The sequence below is a fragment of the Mesorhizobium hawassense genome (genome assembly GCF_003289945.1).
Taxonomy (GTDB): domain Bacteria; phylum Pseudomonadota; class Alphaproteobacteria; order Rhizobiales; family Rhizobiaceae; genus Mesorhizobium; species Mesorhizobium hawassense.
The window spans coordinates 68,977-88,196 of the sequence record NZ_QMBP01000020.1; the positions used below are offsets into that span (position 1 = coordinate 68,977).

At 64.7% G+C, this 19,220-nt stretch carries 22 protein-coding genes; 11 read left to right on the forward strand and 11 right to left on the reverse strand.

Annotated elements, in window-relative coordinates; all coding sequences use genetic code 11:
- The first annotated feature begins 184 nt into the window (after positions 1 to 184).
- The gene (locus tag DPM33_RS29750) at positions 185 to 613 is read left to right on the forward strand and encodes a GNAT family N-acetyltransferase (RefSeq protein WP_112100954.1); all 429 of its coding nucleotides are present in this window, start codon (positions 185 to 187) and stop codon (positions 611 to 613) included.
- On the opposite strand, the gene DPM33_RS29755 is transcribed toward DPM33_RS29750, so the two are convergent.
- The 4 genes from DPM33_RS29755 to DPM33_RS29770 all read right to left on the reverse strand — a co-directional run bounded on the left by DPM33_RS29755 (position 610) and on the right by DPM33_RS29770 (position 4,079).
- Positions 610 to 1,470 (reverse strand): ADP-ribosylglycohydrolase family protein, encoded by an 861-nt coding sequence (locus DPM33_RS29755; RefSeq protein ID WP_112100955.1) that lies wholly within the window; start codon positions 1,468 to 1,470, stop codon positions 610 to 612. The two genes, DPM33_RS29750 and DPM33_RS29755, sit on opposite strands and share 4 nt — an antisense overlap.
- Positions 1,467 to 2,681, reverse strand: a complete 1,215-nt coding sequence (gene zapE / locus DPM33_RS29760; RefSeq protein WP_112100956.1) for a cell division protein ZapE — start codon at positions 2,679 to 2,681, stop codon at positions 1,467 to 1,469. Before zapE ends, DPM33_RS29755 begins: the two co-directional genes overlap by 4 nt.
- A gap of 193 nt (positions 2,682 to 2,874) precedes the next feature.
- The gene (locus DPM33_RS29765; protein ID WP_112101018.1) at positions 2,875 to 3,438 is read right to left on the reverse strand and encodes a protease inhibitor Inh/omp19 family protein; all 564 of its coding nucleotides are present in this window, start codon (positions 3,436 to 3,438) and stop codon (positions 2,875 to 2,877) included.
- Between the two features lie 188 nt (positions 3,439 to 3,626).
- Positions 3,627 to 4,079 carry a VOC family protein gene (locus DPM33_RS29770; protein WP_245442466.1) on the reverse strand — a complete coding sequence of 151 codons (453 nt, stop codon included), beginning with the start codon at positions 4,077 to 4,079 and terminating at the stop codon, positions 3,627 to 3,629.
- Between the two features lie 132 nt (positions 4,080 to 4,211).
- Between DPM33_RS29770 and DPM33_RS29775 the strand changes: the two genes are divergently transcribed.
- The 8 genes from DPM33_RS29775 to DPM33_RS29810 all read left to right on the forward strand — a co-directional run bounded on the left by DPM33_RS29775 (position 4,212) and on the right by DPM33_RS29810 (position 11,443).
- On the forward strand, positions 4,212 to 5,219 hold the full coding sequence (locus DPM33_RS29775) for an MBL fold metallo-hydrolase (RefSeq protein WP_112100957.1): 1,008 nt from the start codon (positions 4,212 to 4,214) through the stop codon (positions 5,217 to 5,219).
- 62 nt (positions 5,220 to 5,281) lie between these two features.
- A complete protein-coding gene (locus DPM33_RS29780; RefSeq protein ID WP_112100958.1) occupies positions 5,282 to 5,443 on the forward strand; it encodes a DUF1328 family protein in 162 nt (53 codons plus the stop codon).
- Between the two features lie 154 nt (positions 5,444 to 5,597).
- Positions 5,598 to 6,482: a diaminopimelate epimerase gene (gene dapF / locus DPM33_RS29785; protein WP_112100959.1), complete on the forward strand. Its 885-nt coding sequence runs from the start codon at positions 5,598 to 5,600 to the stop codon at positions 6,480 to 6,482.
- Positions 6,482 to 7,795: a tRNA (N(6)-L-threonylcarbamoyladenosine(37)-C(2))-methylthiotransferase MtaB gene (mtaB, locus tag DPM33_RS29790; RefSeq protein WP_112100960.1), complete on the forward strand. Its 1,314-nt coding sequence runs from the start codon at positions 6,482 to 6,484 to the stop codon at positions 7,793 to 7,795. Before dapF ends, mtaB begins: the two co-directional genes overlap by 1 nt.
- A gap of 15 nt (positions 7,796 to 7,810) precedes the next feature.
- Positions 7,811 to 9,511: a signal recognition particle-docking protein FtsY gene (ftsY, locus tag DPM33_RS29795; protein ID WP_112100961.1), complete on the forward strand. Its 1,701-nt coding sequence runs from the start codon at positions 7,811 to 7,813 to the stop codon at positions 9,509 to 9,511.
- Between the two features lie 60 nt (positions 9,512 to 9,571).
- The gene (locus tag DPM33_RS29800) at positions 9,572 to 10,228 is read left to right on the forward strand and encodes a septation protein A (RefSeq protein ID WP_112100962.1); all 657 of its coding nucleotides are present in this window, start codon (positions 9,572 to 9,574) and stop codon (positions 10,226 to 10,228) included.
- An 18-nt stretch (positions 10,229 to 10,246) separates the two neighbouring features.
- Positions 10,247 to 10,867 (forward strand): pyridoxamine 5'-phosphate oxidase family protein, encoded by a 621-nt coding sequence (locus DPM33_RS29805; RefSeq protein ID WP_112100963.1) that lies wholly within the window; start codon positions 10,247 to 10,249, stop codon positions 10,865 to 10,867.
- Positions 10,868 to 10,906: 39 nt separating this feature from the next.
- Positions 10,907 to 11,443, forward strand: coding sequence for an NADPH-dependent FMN reductase (locus tag DPM33_RS29810; protein ID WP_112100964.1), 537 nt, complete (start codon positions 10,907 to 10,909; stop codon positions 11,441 to 11,443).
- 224 nt (positions 11,444 to 11,667) lie between these two features.
- Here the strand turns inward: DPM33_RS29810 and DPM33_RS29820 are convergent, their stop codons facing one another.
- Both DPM33_RS29820 and DPM33_RS29825 read right to left on the reverse strand, forming a co-directional pair.
- Positions 11,668 to 11,874 (reverse strand): tautomerase family protein, encoded by a 207-nt coding sequence (locus tag DPM33_RS29820; protein ID WP_010912352.1) that lies wholly within the window; start codon positions 11,872 to 11,874, stop codon positions 11,668 to 11,670.
- A 159-nt stretch (positions 11,875 to 12,033) separates the two neighbouring features.
- Positions 12,034 to 12,954 carry an SMP-30/gluconolactonase/LRE family protein gene (locus tag DPM33_RS29825; RefSeq protein ID WP_112100965.1) on the reverse strand — a complete coding sequence of 307 codons (921 nt, stop codon included), beginning with the start codon at positions 12,952 to 12,954 and terminating at the stop codon, positions 12,034 to 12,036.
- Between the two features lie 294 nt (positions 12,955 to 13,248).
- On the opposite strand from DPM33_RS29825, the gene DPM33_RS29830 reads away from it, so the two are divergent.
- Entirely contained in the window at positions 13,249 to 13,413 is a 165-nt protein-coding gene (locus DPM33_RS29830) for a hypothetical protein (protein WP_245442469.1), read from the forward strand.
- 120 nt (positions 13,414 to 13,533) lie between these two features.
- On the opposite strand, the gene DPM33_RS29835 is transcribed toward DPM33_RS29830, so the two are convergent.
- The 5 genes from DPM33_RS29835 to ccmA form a co-directional block, all read right to left on the reverse strand.
- Complete coding sequence (locus DPM33_RS29835) at positions 13,534 to 14,112, reverse strand: DsbE family thiol:disulfide interchange protein (RefSeq protein WP_112100966.1); 579 nt, start codon at positions 14,110 to 14,112, stop codon at positions 13,534 to 13,536.
- Positions 14,109 to 14,276 carry a heme exporter protein CcmD gene (ccmD, locus tag DPM33_RS29840; RefSeq protein WP_112100967.1) on the reverse strand — a complete coding sequence of 56 codons (168 nt, stop codon included), beginning with the start codon at positions 14,274 to 14,276 and terminating at the stop codon, positions 14,109 to 14,111. The genes DPM33_RS29835 and ccmD overlap by 4 nt, the downstream gene beginning before the upstream one ends.
- Positions 14,277 to 14,358: 82 nt before the next feature.
- Positions 14,359 to 14,742, reverse strand: coding sequence for an Imm50 family immunity protein (locus tag DPM33_RS29845; RefSeq protein WP_112100968.1), 384 nt, complete (start codon positions 14,740 to 14,742; stop codon positions 14,359 to 14,361).
- Positions 14,742 to 15,407 (reverse strand): heme exporter protein CcmB, encoded by a 666-nt coding sequence (gene ccmB / locus DPM33_RS29850; protein WP_112100969.1) that lies wholly within the window; start codon positions 15,405 to 15,407, stop codon positions 14,742 to 14,744. Before ccmB ends, DPM33_RS29845 begins: the two co-directional genes overlap by 1 nt.
- A gap of 211 nt (positions 15,408 to 15,618) precedes the next feature.
- The gene (gene ccmA, locus DPM33_RS29860) at positions 15,619 to 16,227 is read right to left on the reverse strand and encodes a heme ABC exporter ATP-binding protein CcmA (protein ID WP_112100970.1); all 609 of its coding nucleotides are present in this window, start codon (positions 16,225 to 16,227) and stop codon (positions 15,619 to 15,621) included.
- Between the two features lie 284 nt (positions 16,228 to 16,511).
- On the opposite strand from ccmA, the gene acnA reads away from it, so the two are divergent.
- Positions 16,512 to 19,202, forward strand: a complete 2,691-nt coding sequence (gene acnA, locus DPM33_RS29865; protein WP_112100971.1) for an aconitate hydratase AcnA — start codon at positions 16,512 to 16,514, stop codon at positions 19,200 to 19,202.
- The last annotated feature ends 18 nt before the right edge of the window (positions 19,203 to 19,220 follow it).

Consider the following 19,220-nt stretch of genomic DNA (forward strand, 5'->3'; position numbering starts at 1 on the left):
GAGACCGTGACGTGGCCGGGGAGGCCGAAAGGATGCGGGGAAACCGCGAGAATTAGCCGCACCGAATACCTCCGGCCGAAGCAAAATTCAAACGGTTATTTTGAGCCCAGTGTTTTCAATCGGTTAGATGCTTCGGGAATTACGTAAACGTCAAAGTTTGTGAGCCGACCGAGGAGAATTCACAATGGACGTCGAAATCCGAAGGCTTCATCCCGGCGATGACGCCCTTGTGATGCGGGTGGCCGACGAGGTGTTCGACGAGCCGGTGCGGCCGGATCGGCTCGCCGCCTATCTGGCCTCGCCCGGCCATTTCATGATGGTGGCGATAATTGACGAAATCGTGGTAGCGCAGTGCGCCGCCGTCATCCACCGCCACCCGGACAAGGTGACCGAGCTTTACATCGACGAAGTCGGCGTCGCGCCGCCTTTCCAGCGGCAAGGCATCGCCAGGCAGATGATCGACGCCATGTTCGAGATCGGCCGCGAGCATCGCTGCGAGGAGGCCTGGGCGGGGACGGAGCCCGACAACGGACCGGCACGGGCACTTTACGAGGCGAGACGAGAGCCGCATGGAACGGCGGAGACGTTTGTGATGTATGTCTACCGGCTCTAGCCCGTCGATCCGCGCAACAGCCATAGCTTCTCGCCCCGCGCCACGATGTCGTCCCGCCAGGCAAGTTTTTCCAGCCAGTCGGCCGGAATTCGCGACAACCCGTAAAGCGCACCGGCCAACTGGCCGGTCACGGCGCCGACCGTGTCTGCATCGTCACCCAGATTGGCTGCCTTCAGTACGGCGGATCTGAAATCGTCGGTCGTCGCCACGCACCAGCACGCGGCATCCAGCGTCGCCGGAGCATGGCCGGCGCTCGAAATATCTTCACGCTGGCGGGTCGACATGGCCGAGAGGTCGCCCGGTATTCTGCCTGTCTCGATCATATCCCAGAGGAACGCTGCCAGATGCCCGCAGCATCGTTGCGGTACCGGCGCAGCGTGGGTCGTACGACCCTGCGCCAGCGCAAGCCGGACCGCATCGCTCCTCGAGCGGGCGCACAGGACCACCGGCGCCAGGCGCATGATCGAGCCGTTGGCCTGGTATTCGGGGTCGGCATTGTTTTCGAGGGCGCCGTTGCGTTCGAAAGCGTCCAGCGCAACGAACGTGGCCATGCCTATATCGAAGCAGGCGCCGGTCACCGAATTCAGCCCATGGCGCCACCAGTTGACGAAGTGAGCCAGAAGATGGCGCGGCACGACCGCGCCGTCCTTGGCGATCAGGGAATCGGCCAAACACAGCGCCATCGAAGTGTCGTCGGTCCATTCGCCCGGCTTCAGGCCGAAAGGACCGCCGCCGACCATATCCGTAATCGGAGGGAGGCTGTCGCGCGTGACGAATTCCAGCGTGGTGCCCACCGCGTCACCGACGGCCAGCCCGACAAGCGCGCCGACCGCACGATCCCGCCGGTCGTCGATCATTGGGCTGCCTGGCCGGCACGCGGCTCATCCGGCCGCGACGATCTCGCCTCGTCGCGCCGCTCCGCCCAGTCCTCCAGCCAGTCGCGGCTCTGCATCTCGACCAGGCGCGAGGCAGTGCGCTCGAATTCGAACACTTCGTTGCCGCGCTTGGCGGTGTAGAGCCCTTGCGGAGGCGCCGCCGCGCTCATCACCAGCCGCATGCGGTGGTCGTAGAGCGTGTCGATCAAGAGGATAAAACGCTTGGCCTCGTTGCGCTTGCCTTCGCCCAGCACCGGCACATGGTCGATGAACACGGTCGAGAAGCGGCCGGCGATCGCCAGATAGTCGCGCGCGCCGAGCGGCTTTTCGCAGAGGTCGGCAAAGGAAAAGCGCGCCGCGTCGCCCACGGCGCGCGGTACGACGAGATGGCGGCCTTTGAGCGTCAGTGTGACCTCGCCGGCCGGCTGCCCATTCGTCATCGCCTCCCAGGCGTCGTCCAGCGCGCGATCGGCCGCGGCGTCATCCGGCGTCACATAAACCGGCTGGCGGTTGAGCTTTTCCTGCCGGTAATCCTTCTCGGCATCCAGCGTCATCACCTCGGCATTGCGCTCAAGCAGCGAAATGAACGGCAGGAAAAGCTGGCGATTCAGCCCGTCGCGATAAAGGTTCTCCGGCGCCACGTTGGAGGTGGCGACCAGCACCACGCCGCCGGCAAACAGTGCCGAGAACAGGCGCGACAGGATCATCGCGTCGGCGATGTCGGTGACGGAGAACTCGTCGAAGCACAGCACCCAGGCCTGGTCGGCGAGCGCCCGAGCCACCGGGGGGATCGGATCGTCCTCCTTGACCGTGCCTTCCTTGCGCGCCTGCCGGTGCTTCTGGATGCGGTCCTGCACGTCGGCCATGAAATCGTTGAAATGCACGCGGCGCTTGCGCCGGACCGGCAGCAGCTCGAAGAACATGTCCATCAGCATGGTCTTGCCGCGACCGACGCCGCCGTGGATGTAGAGGCCCTTGACCGGCGCGCGCGGCTGCCGCTTGGCCGCGAACAGCCAGCCCAGCGCGCTCGATTTCTGCGCCAGCCTTTTGGATGCGATTTCGTTGATCAGCCGGTCGAGCGCGGCGACGATCCGCTCCTGCGCCGGATCGCGCGCGGCCGCGCCGCTCTGGACCAGATGGTCGTAGCGCTGCCTGACGGTCGCATGGGTCTGGATGCCGTCGCGCAGATGCATGGGTCCGGTCATTTGCTTTTTGAGCGGAACGCTCGAGGAAGGGCCAGGGTGTGTTGAGATTCAGGTCAGGCCGAGTCGAAAATGGTGGTTTCCGAGAACCGGAGCGGAGCGTACTTCAAGTACGTGAGCACCGGAAGCGCAGGAAGCCGGCATTTGCAGGCCGGCCTCGCCTGAATATCAGCACACCCTCGCGTTACCTTGTAAGCGAGATGGGCTGCCCGCTGGAAGTCTGGCCGTCGAACTTTTCGCCGCCCGAGGAATAGAGCCTGGCCAGCGTGCCGCCATTTTCGTCGTAAAGCGTCAGCTGCTTGCCGGCGACGTTCCACGACTTGATGCCGTCGATCGGGGCCGGGCAGTGCAGCGGACCGGCGCGATAGCCGGCGCCGAACTTGGTCTGCGGCGTCGCCACCTTGCAGCTCTGCCCGGAGACATTGACGTTCCACACGCCGGCGACGCTGGTCGCGGTGAGATCGGTGGCGCCGGCAGGCGCCGTGCCGTCAGGCGGCAGCGAAGCGACCTGGCTGTTCTTCGGCGCGGTCGGGAATTGCGACGGATCGGTGGTGCCGGGCGCAGCCGGCGGCGGCAGTTGATTCTGCGTCACCGTACCGGCAGGCGCCGGCGTCAACGGCGCCGGCTGCTGGTCGTCCATCGACGAAAAGCGCGAGGTCGAGCAGCCGCTCGCAACCAGCGCGGCCAGTGATACGGCCAAAAGGCCAGTCTTTGAAAAGAGGCTGGGCCTCGAAAAGGGGCGGGTCATTGAAAAATTCATTCAAACCTCCGTCGGATCCGGCCGGGCGGAGCCCATCCGCGTAATCTCCACTCCACCAAGATGGCGAAGGTGGCAGAATTTCAACCTGATATGGTTAAAATAGGGTTTTCGGAGTTGCTGTTGTAAATTTATCGCAGCCAAGGGAACTGCGCCCGAGATCTCTCGGCGGCGAGGGACTAAGTTATTGAAATAGAATTATTATATCCGGACGCTCGGCACGAATACATAGCCATCCGGGCCGACGACATAGCATTCGCGCAAGCCGTGCGGCTTGTCGATCGAGCCGGGCAGCACGACGCGGCCGAGCGCCGCCGCCTTTTTCTCGATCGCATCCGATCGGCGCCGTAAAGGCGCAGTTCGATGCCGGCTCCGCGCGTTTCGGCGCCCGCGGTGACGCCGGTCATCGGGTTGTCGAGATAGGAATGGTCGGCATGCAGCATGAAAATCGAGCCGAGCAGTTCGATTGCCGCGAAATCCTCGTCGGCATGGATGATCCGGGCGCCGAGCACGTCGCGGCAGAAAGCCTCCATCGCCGCCATGTCGGTGACCAGAAGATTGACGCCGACCCCAAGCGGCAGCGAGCGGCCGAAATCCTCGGCCTTCATCCACGGTGTCCTGGTTCGCTTCATGGCCATGGTGAAATGCCCCCCTCCCACGATCCTAATCGAAGCGAGCTTCGGCCATTGGCATTCGGCAGCAAAATGCTTGCGCCAGTCCGGCGCGGCCTTATCTCAGGAGGGACCGAGCCGGCGGGAGAAAGAATGGCCGCAAGCAGAAAAACCGCCAACCGCTATTACGGCGGCCCGTCCAGCGATCATTTCGACGGCAGCTTGTTCTTCAATCCCGGCGGTAGGCCGCCGGGGCGTTTTGCCGATTTGCTCAGATGGCAATTCAGCGGCGGGCGGGTGAAATGGCCGGCCGCCTTCCCAAGCCCCCACCCGCCGGCAAGACCGGACAGCCGGGTGGACGGCGGCGCGCTCAGGCTCACCATGGTCGGCCATGCCTCGCTGCTCATCCAGACGGCGGGCCTGAATATCCTCACCGATCCGGTCTGGTCCGAGCGCGCCTCGCCATTCGCCTTCGCGGGTCCCAGGAGGGTCAATGCGCCGGGGATTGCCTTTGCCGACCTGCCGCCGATCGACCTGATCCTGGTCAGCCACAATCACTACGACCATCTCGATCTCGCCACGCTGAAGCGGTTGCGAAAGAGCCACGACCCGCTGGTGATCACGCCGCTCGGCAACGACGCCATCATCAGTCGCGCGGTGCCCGGTTTGCGGCTTGGCGCGCATGATTGGGGAGACAGGATCGATTTCGACGCGGCCTCCATCCATGTCGAGCCGGTGCATCACTGGTCGGCGCGCGGCGGACGCGACCGCCGCATGGCGCTGTGGGCGGGCTTCGTCGTCGAGACGGCCGCCGGCAAAATCTATTTCGCCGGCGACACCGGCTTCCATGACGGCATCAATTATCGGCTGATGGCGCAAAAGCATGGCGGCTTTCGCCTCGCCATCCTGCCGATCGGCGCTTACGAGCCGCGCTGGTTCATGGCGCCGCAGCACCAGAACCCGGAGGAAGCCGTGCAGGGCATGAAGCTTTGCAAAGCCGCCTTCGCCGCCGGTTGCCACTGGGGCACCTTCCACCTCACCGACGAGCCGATCGAAGAGCCGGCGCAAAAGCTCGCCTCGGCGCTGGCCTCCGAAGACCTGCCGCCGGAGCGGTTCCGCGCTATGCGCCCGGGCGAGGTCTGGGACATACCGGCTATCTGACGGAGGAACCCGAGCCGACGAAACGCGTTGGTTCCACAACGCAATTTCGCTCGGAGTTTCCCATGATCAAGTGGATCATCATCCTTTTGATTGTCGCCGCGGCCGCGAGCCTGCTCGGCATGCCGGCATTGGCCGGAGCCGCCGCCACGGGCGCGCGCGTTCTCATCGGCATCGTGCTGATCGTCTTCCTGCTGATCGTGCTTGGGGTTTTCGCGGTTACATGAGCGCGACCTCTCGGTTGTCGCGGCCTCTTGGTCGTCACGGCGCGACCTCTTGCTCGTCGCCCGGCACCTTTGCCGTCACTGGAGCCGTGTTGGACTGGTAATTCCCGCCCGTTTCCGCCATATAGCGCCCAAACGGATTGGAACGACGGGTTAGATGGCAGGCACCGCCCCCTTCGCCAAGATGAACGGCATCGGCAACGAGATCATCGTTGCCGATATGCGTGGCCGTGCCGACAAGGTAACGGCGGACGCGGCGATCGCGCTCAACGGCGACGCGGCGACCAAGTTCGACCAGATTATGGCCATTCATGACGCACGGACACCCGGCACCGCCTATTATATCGACATCCTGAATTCCGACGGATCCGGCGCGCAGGCCTGCGGCAACGGCACGCGCTGCGTCGTGCAGGCTCTGGCCGCTGAGACCGGGCAGAAGAGCTTCACCTTCGAGACCCGCGCAGGCATCCTGAGTGCGCAGGAGCATGCCGACGGTACGATCTCTGTCGACATGGGCAAGCCGCGCTTCGGCTGGCAGGACATCCCGCTGGCGGAAGAGTTCCGCGATACGCGCATGATCGAGCTGCAGATCGGCCCGATCGACGCGCCGGTGCTGCATTCGCCCTCGGCGGTGTCGATGGGCAATCCGCATGCCATCTTCTGGGTCGACAACGACGTCTGGTCCTACGAGCTGGACCGCTTCGGCCCGCTGCTCGAAAACCACCCGATCTTCCCCGAGCGCGCCAACATCACGCTGGCGCAGGTGACGTCACCCGAAACCATGATCATCCGCACCTGGGAGCGCGGCGCCGGCCTCACCAAGGCCTGCGGCTCGGCCGCCTGCGCCGCCGTGGTCGCGGCCGCCCGCACCAGGCGCACCGGCCGCAGCGTCTCGCTAATGACGCCGGGCGGCGGCGAATTGCATGTCGAATGGCGCGACGACGACCACGTCATCCTGACCGGTGCTGCCGAATGGGAATTTTCCGGCAGCTTCGATCCCTCGACCGGCGCCTGGGCTCGCGACACCGAAAGCGCCGCCTGATGTCCGCCCCTGAAAAAGGCGCGATATCCAATGGTATCGACGTCGTCACCTTCGGCTGCCGCCTCAACACCTATGAATCGGAAGTGATGCGCCGCGAGGCCGAGAGCGCCGGGCTGGGCGCGCTCGCGGGCGGGGCAGTCATCTTCAACACCTGCGCCGTCACCGCAGAGGCGGTGCGCCAGGCGAAGCAGGCGATCCGCAAGGCGCGCCGCGAGAACCCTGAGGTGCGCATCATCGTCACCGGCTGCGCGGCGCAGACCGAGCCGCAGAATTTCGCCGCCATGGACGAGGTCGATCTCGTGCTCGGCAATGAGGAGAAGCTCAAGGCCAATTCCTATCGCGCGCTGCCCGATTTCGGTGTCAACGACACCGAGAAGGCCCGCGTCAACGACATCTTTTCGGTGCGCGAGACGGCAGGCCACATGGTCGACGCCATCGAAGGCCGGGCGCGCGCCTTCGTGCAGGTGCAGAATGGTTGCGACCATCGCTGCACCTTCTGTATCATCCCCTATGGTCGGGGCAATTCGCGCTCGGTGCCGATGGGCGCCGTGGTCGAGCAAGTGAAGCGCCTTGCCGGCAACGGCTATGCCGAGATCGTGCTGACCGGCGTCGACATGACGAGCTTCGGCGCCGACCTTCCCGGAAGCCCGAAGCTTGGAAAGCTGGTGAAGACTATTCTGCGCCAGGTGCCCGACGTGAAGCGGCTGCGGCTGTCCTCGATCGATTCCATCGAGGCCGACGACGACCTGCTCGACGCGATCGCTACCGAGCCGAGGCTGATGCCGCATCTGCACCTGTCGCTGCAATCGGGCGACGATATGATCCTGAAGCGTATGAAGCGTCGCCATCTGCGCGACCAGTCGATCCGCTTCTGCGAGGACGTGCGCAAGCTGCGCCCTGCAATCGTCTTCGGCGCCGACATCATCGCCGGCTTCCCGACCGAGACCGAGGCGATGTTCGAGAATTCGGAGAAAATCGTCGAGGAATGCGGCCTGACGCATCTGCACGTCTTCCCGTTCTCGCCGCGCGAAGGCACGCCCGCCGCGCGCATGCCGCAGGTTCGCCGCGAACTGGTAAAGGCGCGCGCCGCGAGACTGCGTGCCGCCGGCGAAGCCGCGTATGGCCGTCACCTCGCCTCGCTCCCCGGCACGCGGCAGTCGATCCTGATCGAGCGCGACGGGCTCGGCCGCACCGAAGGTTTTACGCTGGCCGCGATCGGCACGGGCGCGCCCGGAGAGATCGTCGACGCCATGATCACCGGCCATGACGGCGCCCGACTGATTGCGGCCCCGCTGGCCGCGCAAGCCGCCTGAGAAACTGCGAGACGCATGGCTGGTTTTTTCAAGAAGATATTTTCGTTCGGCAAGAAAGAGGTCGTCGAGGAGCGCGTCGACGAGACGGCCCCGCTGCCGCCGATCAAATGGGATGCGCTGGACGCGCTGAAGCCCGAGGCCGATCAGCCCGCGCCGGAGGCTTTGGCGCGCGAGCAGGAGCCTGCGGCCGCGCCGACCCCAACGGTCGAGCTTGCGCCCGAGCAGGTGCCTGCCCCTGAAGAGCCTGCGCCCGAGCCATCACCGGCTATCCCACAGCCGCCGGAACCGACGATTCCCGCCGAGCCAATTCCGCTGCCGGAGCCCGAGCCGGAAGAAGAGCCGCAGCCTGAGCCAGAGAAGCCTGAGCCGCCGGCCCCCGAAGAAGTGCCGCCAGCCCAGCCTGAACCCGCGCCCACGCCGACACCGGGTCCCGAACCCGCGCCACAGGAAGTGCCTGCACCCGCGCCGGCCGAGCCGGAGATCGAGCCTTCGCGTCCGGAGCCGCAGCCGCAGCCCGCGCCTGTAGAAGTGCCCACCCCACCGAGCGAGGTTCCCGCCGAGACGCCCGCGCCGATCGAGGTTCCGCCACTGGCGCAGCCTTCCGCGCAGCCGTCCCCAGAAGTAGGCGCTGCCCCTCATCCGCCTGCCGGCACCTTCTCCCCGTATAGTGACGGGGAGAAGGAAGAAGGTCCGGCGCCAGCGCCCATTCCACAGCCCGCTCCCTCCGCCGGCAAGGTGACGGTCGCGAAAAAGGTCGAGCAGAAGGCCGAGCTGGTCAAAGCGCCGGAGCCGGTGGCGCGGCGCTCCTGGTTCCAGCGCATGCGCGACGGGCTCGCCCGCTCCTCGCGCGAGCTGACCGGCAACATTGCCGGCGTCTTCACCAAGCGCAAATTGGACGACGACACGCTGCAGGACCTGGAGGACGTGCTGATCCGCGCCGATCTCGGCGTCGAGACGGCGCTGCGCGTCACCGATTCGCTCGCCTCCAGCCGCTATGGCAAGGATGTCTCGGACTCCGAGGTCCGCGCCGTGATGGCGGCGGAGGTTGAGAAGGTGCTGAGCCCGGTCGCCAAACCGCTCGAGCTCGACCTCAACCACAAGCCACATGTCATCCTGGTCGTCGGTGTCAACGGCACCGGCAAGACCACGACCATCGGCAAACTGGCGGCAAAACTCACCGATGGCGGCCTCAAGGTGATGCTGGCCGCCGGCGACACGTTCCGTGCCGCCGCGATCGAGCAACTGAAAATCTGGGGCGAGCGCACGAAATCGCCGGTCATCGCCACCAAGCTCGGCGCCGATGCCGCCGGCCTCGCCTACGACGCCTTCGAGAAGGCCAAGGAGGCCGGCTCAGACGTCCTGATCATCGACACCGCCGGCCGGCTGCAGAACAAGACCGAGCTGATGGCCGAACTGGAGAAGATCGTGCGCGTGCTGGGCAAGCTCGATCCGGAAGCGCCGCACACCGTGCTGCAGACCGTCGACGCCACCACCGGCCAGAATGCGCTCAACCAGGTCGAGATCTTCCGCAACGTCGCCGGCGTCAACGGCCTGGTGATGACCAAGCTGGACGGAACGGCGCGCGGCGGTATTCTGGTCGCGATCGCCGCCAAGCACCGGCTGCCGGTCTATTTCATCGGCGTCGGCGAGCAGGTCGACGACCTCGAACCGTTTTCCGCCAGCGAATTCGCCAGAGCGATCGCCGGCGTGGCTTGATTGGCGCGCTTTTTTGAAATGGCCTGCATTTTGGCCAGATCATGCGCAAGAAGGGTTTTTATGAACATCATCGAACGCGACCCGTCCGATCCACGCCGCAAGCCGGTCAATCCCGGCTTGAAGTTCCTGCTCGAGCTTGGTCCCGGCCTGGTGTTCTTCTTCACCACGATCCGCGGCGAGTGGCTGGCCGAAAAATTCCCGGTGCTCAGCCATCTCGGCGAGCCGATCCTGATCGCCACCGCCTTCTTCATGGTCGCGACCGCGCTTTCGCTCAGCGCCTCCTGGCTGCTGACGCGCAGCCTGCCGCTGATGCCGCTGGTGTCGGCGATCGTCGTCTTCGTCTTCGGCGCGCTCGCGCTTTACCTGCAGGACAAGACCTTCGCCTTCATGAAGCCGACGATCATCAATTCGCTGTTCGGCGTCACGCTGCTTGGCGGGCTGCTGTTCGGCCGGTCGCTGCTCGGTTACGTCTTCGATTCCGCTTTCCAGCTCGATGCCGAAGGCTGGCGCAAGCTGACCTTCCGCTGGGGGCTGTTCTTCCTGTTCCTGGCCGTGCTCAACGAGGTCGTGTGGCGCAACTTCTCGGAAGCGACCTGGCTATATTTCAAGGTCTGGGGCACGATCCCGATCACCTTGCTGTTCACCTTCAGCCAGATGCCGCTCATCATGCGTCACTCGCTCGAGGAAAAGCCCAAGGAAGAGAAGGCGGGGAATTGAGGGCAGTCAGGGGGCGGTATGGAATTCCTCACCACGCATGACGAGCTGAGGACGATCTACAAGACGCCCCGGCCGACCGACGGCTCGATTCGCAAGGAACTGAAAAGCCTCGACGGACATTGCCGTTCCTTCATCGGCAAGAGCCCTTTCGTGCTGATCGGCTCCTCCGACGGCGCCGGCAATGCCGACGTGACGCCCAAGGGTGACAAGCCCGGCTTCACCGCCATCCTCGACAACTCCACCATCGCCATCCCCGACCGCCCCGGCAACAACCGTCTCGACACGCTGGAAAACATCATCCGCAACCCGTCGGTCGGGCTGCTCTTCCTCATCCCCGGCATGAACGAGACGTTGCGCGTCAACGGCGATGCCCGCATCACCGTCGACCCCGCCCTGCGCGAACGTCTGGCCGTCGACGGCAAGGAACCGCAGAGCGTCATCGTGGTGACGGTCAAGGCCGTCTACATGCACTGCGCCAAGGCTTTCATGCGCTCCGACCTGTGGAAGCCGGAGACCTGGTACGACCGCGCCACTCTGCCGACGCTCGGCCAGATCATCCGCGACCAGCTGGCACTTAGCGAAAGCGCCGGGGAGATCGACCGCGAGCTTGACGACGATTACCGGCAGACCATGTGGTAGGCTTCCCGGACGACTCACTCTTTCGTCCGGCTCCCTCCCTTGATCGAGATCATCGCCATATCCGGCAGCCTGCGCGCCGCCTCGACCAACTCCGCCCTGGTGGCGGCGTTGGCCGTCAACGCGCCCGAGAACTGCCGTATCGAGGTTTATGACGGTCTCGGCCGCTTGCCGATCTTCAATCCAGACGACGAAGGCGAGCGCACGCCGCCCGAAGCCGCATGGCTGATCGAAGCCGTCACCCGCGCCGACGGCGTCATCGTTTCCTGCCCGGAATACGCGCATGGCGTGCCCGGCGGTCTGAAGAATGCGTTGGATTGGCTGGTGTCGCGCGACGCCGCGGTCGGCAAGCCGGCGATGCTGGTCCACGCCTCGCCACGCTCGCTCTATGCGCGCGCTGCGCTGAGCGAGATCATGCGGACCATGTCGTTTGCGCTGTATGAAGAGGCTGCGCTGGAAATCGCGCTGCTGGGCAAGAAGCCGGCTGAGATTAAGGCGATCCTGGCGGAGGGTGCGAACCGCGAGGCGATGCGTGAGGCGGTGCGGAGTTTCGCGGGTTTTATCGGTGATGAACGCTAACCCGCTTCGCTCGCGTTCCTTCGCGCCCCCCTCTGCCCTGCCGGGCATCTCCCCCACAAGGGGGGAGATTGGCGGTTTCGCCGCCTGCACTCTTTCTGCGACGTTGGTGATTGGCGAAAAGCAGGGCGACATCTGATCTCCCCCCTTGTGGGGGAGATGTCCGGCAGGACAGAGGGGGGGCGCTGTCCCGCTGACCCCTCGCAACTTTCCAGACTGCGGTGAAGCTACCCCTTCCGCAGCGTCTCGACATCGGTCTTGCCGACATACCAGTCGCGGGCATTGACCTCCTCGAACACCACCCAGACATCGTCATTGCCGAGCCCGGTGGCCTCCATGATGGCCGCGGTCACCTTTTTGGCGATGTCAGCCTTCTTGCCGGCCGGATCGGCGGCGATCACTTCCTTGACGATGCGGATGTTGACGAATGGCATGATGTCCTCCCCTTGAGTTCTGCCGGTTGGCGTCAGGCGGCGGCTTGGCAATTCGCTCCGGCGAATCGGATGGCGCCGGTTGCGAAAACCGCAGCGCTGCCGGCGCTGCGGGGATGCGCAGAAAGGCCAGCAAGGGCCAAAGAAGGGCGCGCAGAAGCGTCAAAAAGTCTTGGCCCCGTTCACCATCAGCCGCACCATGTAGAGCGAGGTGGTGCCGGCGATGTAGAGGCAGTTGAGCTTGTTGCCGCCGAACACGCAGTTGGCGGTCACCTCCGGCACCTTGACCTTACCGATCAGCGTTCCGTCCGGATCGTAGCAATGGATGCCATCTGCGGCACTGGTCCAGATACGCCCGTCGGAATCGAGCCGGAACCCGTCGAACAGGCCGGCGGTGCAGTCGGCGAACACCTTGCCGCCGGAAACCTTCTTGCCGTGCTTGCCGACAGTGAACACCCGCATATGCGCCGGGTTCTTCTCGCCATGCGTGCGGCCAGTGTCCACGACATAGAGCAGGCTTTCGTCGAGCGAGAAGGCGAGCCCGTTGGGCCGCACCATGTCGGTGATGACAGCCTCGATATCGCCGGTATCGGGATCGACGCGATAGACGTTGCAGTTGCCGATCTCGCTTTCGGCCTTGTCGCCCTCGTAGTCGGTATCGATGCCGTAGCTCGGATCGGTGAACCAGATCGAGCCGTCGGAGCGCACCACCACATCGTTGGGCGAGTTCAGCCGCTTGCCTTTCCATTTGTCGGCTATGGTGGTGACCGAGCCGTCATGCTCGGTGCGGCTGACGCGGCGGCCGGAATGCTCGCAGGTCACCAGCCGGCCCTGCCGGTCGACCGTGTTGCCGTTGGAATTGCCGGATGGCTGGCGGAACACGCTGACGCTGCCGTCGGTCTCGTCATAGCGCAGCATGCGGTTGTTGGGGATGTCGGACCAGACGACATAGCGGCCGGCGGCGAACCAGGCTGGCCCCTCCGCCCAGCGGCAGCCGGTGAACAGCTTTTCCACCTGCGCGCTGCCGTTGAACAGGCGCGCGAAGCGCGGATCGAGAACTTCGTAATAGTCTGCGGCCGCCATGCATTTCCTCCCGGCATCAGGTGACGGCCGGATCAAGCCAGCCCGCAACCGTTCTGGCAAGACGGCAAACCAGCAAATTGTACGACAATACGGATGAGAACTGCGTGAAGCGGGAGTGCCCGTGCATGCCTCACCGGAGGCATGGCCCGTTAGCCAGGAATTAACCGGCTATGCGCTGGTTGCAATGGTGCATTGCAACATCTTTCTTTTGCAGCGCATCATTCCTATGTCATGCTCACAATCGTCAGGGAGGAACAACCGGCCGCATCAGTGCGGCATGAAAGGAACCCTGTCATGTTCGACAATCTTGTCTCCCGCGCCCGCGCCAGCATGGCCAAGCGCCGCAACTACAACCGCCTCGTCGCCGAAATCGAGAACCTGTCGAGCCGCGATCTCGCCGATCTGCGCGCCGACCGTTCCGAGATGCTTTATCAGATTCACAAGCAGATCTACGGCTGAGTATTTTCCGGTCGAGGGGAATTCCCCCTCACCAATCCGACCTCTCCCCAAGGGTATGCGCAGGCACCAACCTCTTCTTGGGGAGAAGGTGGCCGCGAAGCGACCGGATGAGGGGGGCGCCTAACCCGGCGCTGCCAGCGCTTTCTCGACCTGCGGCAACAGCAACGTCCTGACGGAGTCGGGCGTCAGCGGCCCGACATGCTTGTAAGCAATCTTGCCGTCCTTGCCGATGACGAAGGTCTCCGGCACGCCGTAGACGCCCCAGTCGATCGCCGTGCGCCCGGCCGGGTCGACGCCGATCGCCTGATACGGATTGCCGACCTCGCCGAGGAAGCGGCGAGCGTTTTCCGGCTCGTCCTTGTAGTTCAGCGCGGCAAGCGTGAAGCGCTTGTCCTGCGACAGGCCGAGCAGCACCGGATGCTCTTCCCGGCACGGCGCGCACCAGGACGCAAACACGTTGACCAGCGTCACCTTGCCGGCGAAGGATTTCGAATCCAGCCCCGGCAGGTTCGTCCCCTCGAGCGGCGGCAGGTTGGTCTGCGGCGCCGGCAGGCCGATCAGCGCCGAGGGGAGCTCCGAGACATCGCGGCCTGACAGAAGCTGCGACAGGAACAGCCCCGCCAGCCCCAGGAACACCAGGAGCGGCAAAAGCACGAACAGGCGGCGGCGCGACGCCGGGGCTTCGGTTTCGATGCTCATGACTTGGCAGCCTTGTCGGAGCGCCTACGCACACCGGCAGCTTCCAGCGCCGCGAGCTCGCGCTTGCGCGCCCGCTGGTCGAGCAGGATCCAGCCGATCAGCCCGGCGAGCACGATCGCCGTAATGGCGTAGGCGGCGGTGACGAACAAGGCGTGCGCGCTCATTTCTCGATCCACGACTTTCGACGGATTTCATAGTCTTGCCGGTCATTGGCCGCAATGAACGACGTGTGCGGCAGATTTGCGGTCACAGCGAGCCTGACTGCAGGATGCCGGTTATGCCGATGATGCGCATCCACTGGCACGTCAGCGACAGCCGGGCCGCTCCCTCGCAGGTAAGCAGTATCTTGCCGTCCTCGTCCCACATCCTGATAGCCCTCAAGCCGTGGCTCCGGAATTTGCGAAGGCTGATCGTCTCGACCGCCATGAACTCCAGAGCAAAGGACACTGCGTTGAACTCGCGCCATTTGGCCGGTGGCCGATAAGGCAGCACCGTCGAGATAAAGGACAGATGCATGCTCGGACCATCTCGGTCCATCGTGGCCGAGGTGATCTCGACGGAAGACAAATCCGGGTAGTGACCGTAGATGGTCTGGAGAAAGATCGGGTTCTCGATCCTGAGCGGCCACATCAATCCGTCCCGTGCCGCAGCGCCAGCGCCGCCGCCAACGGGCCGAGCACGGCAAGAAACAGCGTCAGCGCGGCGAGAATGAGAAAGGGCTGCAGGAACGGCGCCGGATCGGCGACAGCGCCATAGCTTGCCGAAACGCCGAAGATCAGCACCGGAATGGTGAGCGGCAGCACCAGCACCGAGATCAGCAACCCGCCGCGCGGCAGCGCCACCGCGACCGCGGCGCCGGCGGCACCTATGAAGGTGATGGCCGGCGTGCCGACGAGCAGCGTGAGCGCCGTGGCGCCGATGCCCAGCGGCTCCATGTTCATGAACAGGCCGAGCAGGGGCGCCGCGACCACCAGCGGCAGCACACTGCCCGTCCAATGCGCCAGGCATTTCGTCAGCACCGTCAGCGCCAGCATGTGGCGGTCGCCGTTGAGCACCAGAAGGTCGAGAGAGCCGTCCTCGCGGTCGGCCTGGAACAGCCGGTCGAGGCCAAGCAGGCAGGCGAGCAGGGCCGCGATCCACAGGATCGCCGGACCGATGCGGGACAAGAGGTTGAGGTCGGGACCGACGCCGAAGGGGATGGTGACGATGACGGCGAGGAAGAAGATGACGCCGATCAGCGCCCCGCCGCCGGCGCGGATGGAAAGGCGGATATCGCGCAGGAAGAGGGACCACATTATGAATTGGCCCTTTGTTGAAGTGGGCGTTCCTTCGCGCCCCCCTCTGTCCTGCAGGACATCTCCCCCGCAAGGGGGGAGATTGGCCGCTTCTGCGCCCCGCTCACTCTTCCAACGTTGGTGATTGGCGAAATCGCCGGCGACGTCTGATCTCCCCCCTCGTGGGGGAGATGGCCGGCAGGCCAGAGGGGGGCGCCGTAGAGCACCGACATCAATGACCTACCTTCATTTGCAACTCGCGCGCCCCCTCCAGCCCGAGCGGTAGATGCGTCGCCGCCACCACAATTCCTCCCTCGCTAAGGTGCCCCCGCATCAACCCCGCGAACCGCTCCTCCGAGGCCTTGTCGAGCCCCGCCGTCGGCTCATCGAGCAGCCATACCGGCCGCCGGCTGACCAGCAGCTTGGCGATCGACGCCCGCCGCCTCTGCCCGGTCGACAGATAGCCGAATGGCAGATGCCCGAGCCCGCCGAGCGCCACCGTGTCCAGCGCTTCCTCGACACTCAGTCCCGGCTCGCCCTGAAAAGCGCGCCAGAAGCCGAGATTCTCTTCGACGCTTAGCGCCGTCTTCATCGCGTTGAGGTGGCCAAGATAATGCGATGCCGAGGCGACCGTCGGGAAAGCCTCGCCACCGCCTTCGACCTGCACCTTGCCCCCGGCCGCCGGCAGCAGCCCGGCGACGATCCTCAGCAGTGTCGATTTGCCGGCGCCGTTCGGTCCGGTGACGATGAGCGCCTCGCTCCTTTCGAGGACGAATCCGATGTCGGAAAGGACCCGCTCGCCGCCGCGCTCGCCGCCCAGATTTTCGGCGATCAGCCGCATCCTTGCCCGTCCCCAAAGCACCGTTTCGCGGTCGCGGCCGCATCGCACAAATTAGCCTTTCGACTGTCTAGAACTATTCCAGGAAATTCTCTATATGCGGTTCATCCGTGCCAGCGGTCGGCGCGGGAACAGAATTAGCGCCGAACCAGCGCACGCGCCGCCTTGAACGGCTCGGGTTGCTTGGGAGCGGACAGCGGAAATGGCCGTACCCGCACCTTTGCGCGTGATTGCATGCCATCGGCGTCCGTTCCCTTTCAGGCTGAACAGACAAGGACGGATCGCACGTGTCAAAATCCCTCGACAGTTTCAAATGCCGCCGCACCCTGACCGCGGGTGGCGCGGACTATGTCTATTTCGACCTCGTCGAGGCCGAGAAGAACGGCCTCACCGGAATTGCCCAGCTGCCCTATTCGATGAAAGTGCTGCTGGAGAATCTGCTGCGTAACGAAGACGGCCGCTCGGTCACCAAGGACAGCATCCAGGCCGTGGCTGGCTGGCTGACCGACAAGGGCACCGCCGGCGTCGAGATCGCCTATCGCCCGGCCCGCGTGCTGATGCAGGACTTTACCGGCGTTCCGGCCGTGGTCGACCTCGCCGCCATGCGCGACGGCATCAAGGCGCTCGGCGGCGATCCGGAAAAGATCAACCCTCTGGTGCCGGTCGACCTCGTCATCGACCATTCCGTCATCGTCGACGAGTTCGGCACGCCGATGGCCTTCGCCCGCAACGTCGAACTCGAATATGAGCGCAACGAGGAGCGCTACAAGTTCCTGAAGTGGGGCCAGCAGGCCTTCCGCAATTTCCGCGTCGTGCCGCCGGGCACCGGCATCTGCCACCAGGTCAACCTCGAATATCTTGGACAGGTGGTGTGGACCAATTCGGAAGACGGCGAAACCATCGCTTATCCCGACACCTGCGTCGGCACCGATTCGCACACCACCATGATCAACGGCCTCGGCGTGCTCGGCTGGGGCGTCGGCGGCATCGAGGCCGAGGCGGCGATGCTCGGTCAGCCCGTCTCCATGCTTTTGCCCGAAGTCATCGGCTTCCGCCTCACCGGCAAGCTCAAGGAAGGCGTCACCGCCACCGATCTGGTGCTCACCGTCACCCAGATGCTGCGCAAGAAGGGCGTCGTCGGCAAGTTCGTCGAGTTCTTCGGCCCCGGCCTTTCCAACATGACGCTGGCCGACCGCGCCACCATCGGCAACATGGCGCCTGAATATGGCGCGACCTGCGGCTTCTTCCCGGTCGACTCGGAGACCATCCGCTATCTCACCATGTCCGGCCGCGAGGAAAACCGCATCGCGCTGGTCGAGGCCTATTCCAAGGCGCAAGGCATGTGGCGCGACGCCGGCTCGGCCGACCCTGTCTTCACCGACCTGCTCGAGCTCGAGCTCGGCGACGTCGTGCCGTCGATGGCCGGTCCGAAGCGTCCCGAAGGCCGCGTCGCGCTGGAAGGCATCCCGGCCGGCTTCGCCAAGGCGATGGAGACCGAATACAAGAAGGCCGCCGAGATCTCCAAGCGCTACGCCGTCGAAGGCACCGACCACGATCTCGGCCATGGCGACGTCGTCATCGCCGCCATCACCTCCTGCACCAACACCTCGAACCCGAGCGTGCTGATCGGCGCCGGGCTCTTGGCCCGCAACGCCAATCGCGTCGGCCTGAAGCAGAAGCCTTGGGTGAAAACCTCGCTTGCCCCCGGCAGCCAGGTGGTCGCCGAATATCTGGAAAAATCCGGCCTGCAGAAGGAGCTCGACCAGATCGGCTTCAACCTGGTCGGTTTCGGCTGCACCACCTGCATCGGCAATTCCGGCCCGCTGCCGGCGCCGATCTCCAAGACCATCAACGATAAAGGTTTGATCGCTGCCGCGGTCTTGTCCGGCAACCGCAACTTCGAAGGCCGCGTCTCGCCCGACGTGCAGGCGAACTATCTCGCCTCGCCGCCGCTGGTGGTGGCGCATGCGCTGGCCGGCACGGTGACCAGGGACCTCACCACCGAGCCGCTCGGTGAGGGCAGCGACGGCAAGCCGGTCTATCTCAAGGACATCTGGCCGAGCTCGGCCGAGATCCAGGAGTTTATCGAGAAGAACGTCACCCGCGAACTGTTCGCGCGCAAATATGCCGACGTCTTCAAGGGCGACGCCTACTGGCAGAGGGTCAAGGCGCCGGAAGGCCAGACCTATGCCTGGGACGATCACTCGACTTATGTGCAGAACCCGCCCTATTTCGCCGGCATGGGCCGCGCTTTCGGCAAGGTCGGCGACATCAAGGGCGCGCGCGTGCTTGGCCTGTTCGGCGACAAGATCACCACCGACCACATCTCGCCGGCGGGTTCGATCAAGGCCGCCTCGCCGGCCGGCAAGTACCTGACCGAGCATGGCGTCGGCGTCGCCGACTTCAACCAGTACGGCACGCGGCGCGGCAATCATGAGGTGATGATGCGCGGCACTTTCGCCAACATCCGCATCCGCAACCACATGCTGGGCGAGAACGGCCGCGAGGGCGGTTACACCATCCACTATCCCTCGAAGGAGGAGATGTCGATCTACGACGCCGCCATGGAATACAAGCAGGAAGGCGTGCCGCTGGTGATCTTCGCCGGCGTCGAATACGGCAACGGCTCGTCGCGTGACTGGGCGGCCAAGGGCACCAATCTGCTTGGTGTCCGCGCCGTCATCGCACAGTCCTTCGAGCGCATCCATCGCTCGAACCTGGTCGGCATGGGCGTCATCCCCTTCGTCTTCGAGGACGGCACCTCATGGGCCTCGCTGAACCTGAAGGGCGACGAGCTGGTCGAGATCGACGGGCTGGACGCCATCAAGCCGCGCCAGAAGATGGTCGCCAAGGTCACCTATGGCGACGGCACGGTGAAGAACGTGCCGATCATCTGCCGCATCGATACGCTGGATGAGCTCGACTACTTCAAGAACGGTGGCATCCTGCAATACGTGCTGCGCGATCTGGCTGCTTAGCAGCAGCCAGGCAGTAGG

Excerpts from the sequence above, each read along its gene's own strand:
- DPM33_RS29750 (WP_112100954.1), top strand. The coding sequence starts at position 185 with ATGGACGTCGAAATCCGAAGGCTTCATCCCGGCGATGACGCCCTTGTG.
- DPM33_RS29755 (WP_112100955.1), bottom strand. The coding sequence starts at position 1,470 with ATGATCGACGACCGGCGGGATCGTGCGGTCGGCGCGCTTGTCGGGCTG.
- zapE (WP_112100956.1), bottom strand. The coding sequence starts at position 2,681 with ATGCATCTGCGCGACGGCATCCAGACCCATGCGACCGTCAGGCAGCGC.
- DPM33_RS29765 (WP_112101018.1), bottom strand. The coding sequence starts at position 3,438 with ATGACCCGCCCCTTTTCGAGGCCCAGCCTCTTTTCAAAGACTGGCCTT.
- DPM33_RS29770 (WP_245442466.1), bottom strand. The coding sequence starts at position 4,079 with ATGAAGCGAACCAGGACACCGTGGATGAAGGCCGAGGATTTCGGCCGC.
- DPM33_RS29775 (WP_112100957.1), top strand. The coding sequence starts at position 4,212 with ATGGCCGCAAGCAGAAAAACCGCCAACCGCTATTACGGCGGCCCGTCC.
- DPM33_RS29780 (WP_112100958.1), top strand. The coding sequence starts at position 5,282 with ATGATCAAGTGGATCATCATCCTTTTGATTGTCGCCGCGGCCGCGAGC.
- dapF (WP_112100959.1), top strand. The coding sequence starts at position 5,598 with ATGGCAGGCACCGCCCCCTTCGCCAAGATGAACGGCATCGGCAACGAG.
- mtaB (WP_112100960.1), top strand. The coding sequence starts at position 6,482 with ATGTCCGCCCCTGAAAAAGGCGCGATATCCAATGGTATCGACGTCGTC.
- ftsY (WP_112100961.1), top strand. The coding sequence starts at position 7,811 with ATGGCTGGTTTTTTCAAGAAGATATTTTCGTTCGGCAAGAAAGAGGTC.
- DPM33_RS29800 (WP_112100962.1), top strand. The coding sequence starts at position 9,572 with ATGAACATCATCGAACGCGACCCGTCCGATCCACGCCGCAAGCCGGTC.
- DPM33_RS29805 (WP_112100963.1), top strand. The coding sequence starts at position 10,247 with ATGGAATTCCTCACCACGCATGACGAGCTGAGGACGATCTACAAGACG.
- DPM33_RS29820 (WP_010912352.1), bottom strand. The coding sequence starts at position 11,874 with ATGCCATTCGTCAACATCCGCATCGTCAAGGAAGTGATCGCCGCCGAT.
- DPM33_RS29825 (WP_112100965.1), bottom strand. The coding sequence starts at position 12,954 with ATGGCGGCCGCAGACTATTACGAAGTTCTCGATCCGCGCTTCGCGCGC.
- DPM33_RS29830 (WP_245442469.1), top strand. The coding sequence starts at position 13,249 with ATGTTCGACAATCTTGTCTCCCGCGCCCGCGCCAGCATGGCCAAGCGC.
- DPM33_RS29835 (WP_112100966.1), bottom strand. The coding sequence starts at position 14,112 with ATGAGCATCGAAACCGAAGCCCCGGCGTCGCGCCGCCGCCTGTTCGTG.
- ccmD (WP_112100967.1), bottom strand. The coding sequence starts at position 14,276 with ATGAGCGCGCACGCCTTGTTCGTCACCGCCGCCTACGCCATTACGGCG.
- DPM33_RS29845 (WP_112100968.1), bottom strand. The coding sequence starts at position 14,742 with ATGTGGCCGCTCAGGATCGAGAACCCGATCTTTCTCCAGACCATCTAC.
- ccmB (WP_112100969.1), bottom strand. The coding sequence starts at position 15,407 with ATGTGGTCCCTCTTCCTGCGCGATATCCGCCTTTCCATCCGCGCCGGC.
- ccmA (WP_112100970.1), bottom strand. The coding sequence starts at position 16,227 with ATGCGGCTGATCGCCGAAAATCTGGGCGGCGAGCGCGGCGGCGAGCGG.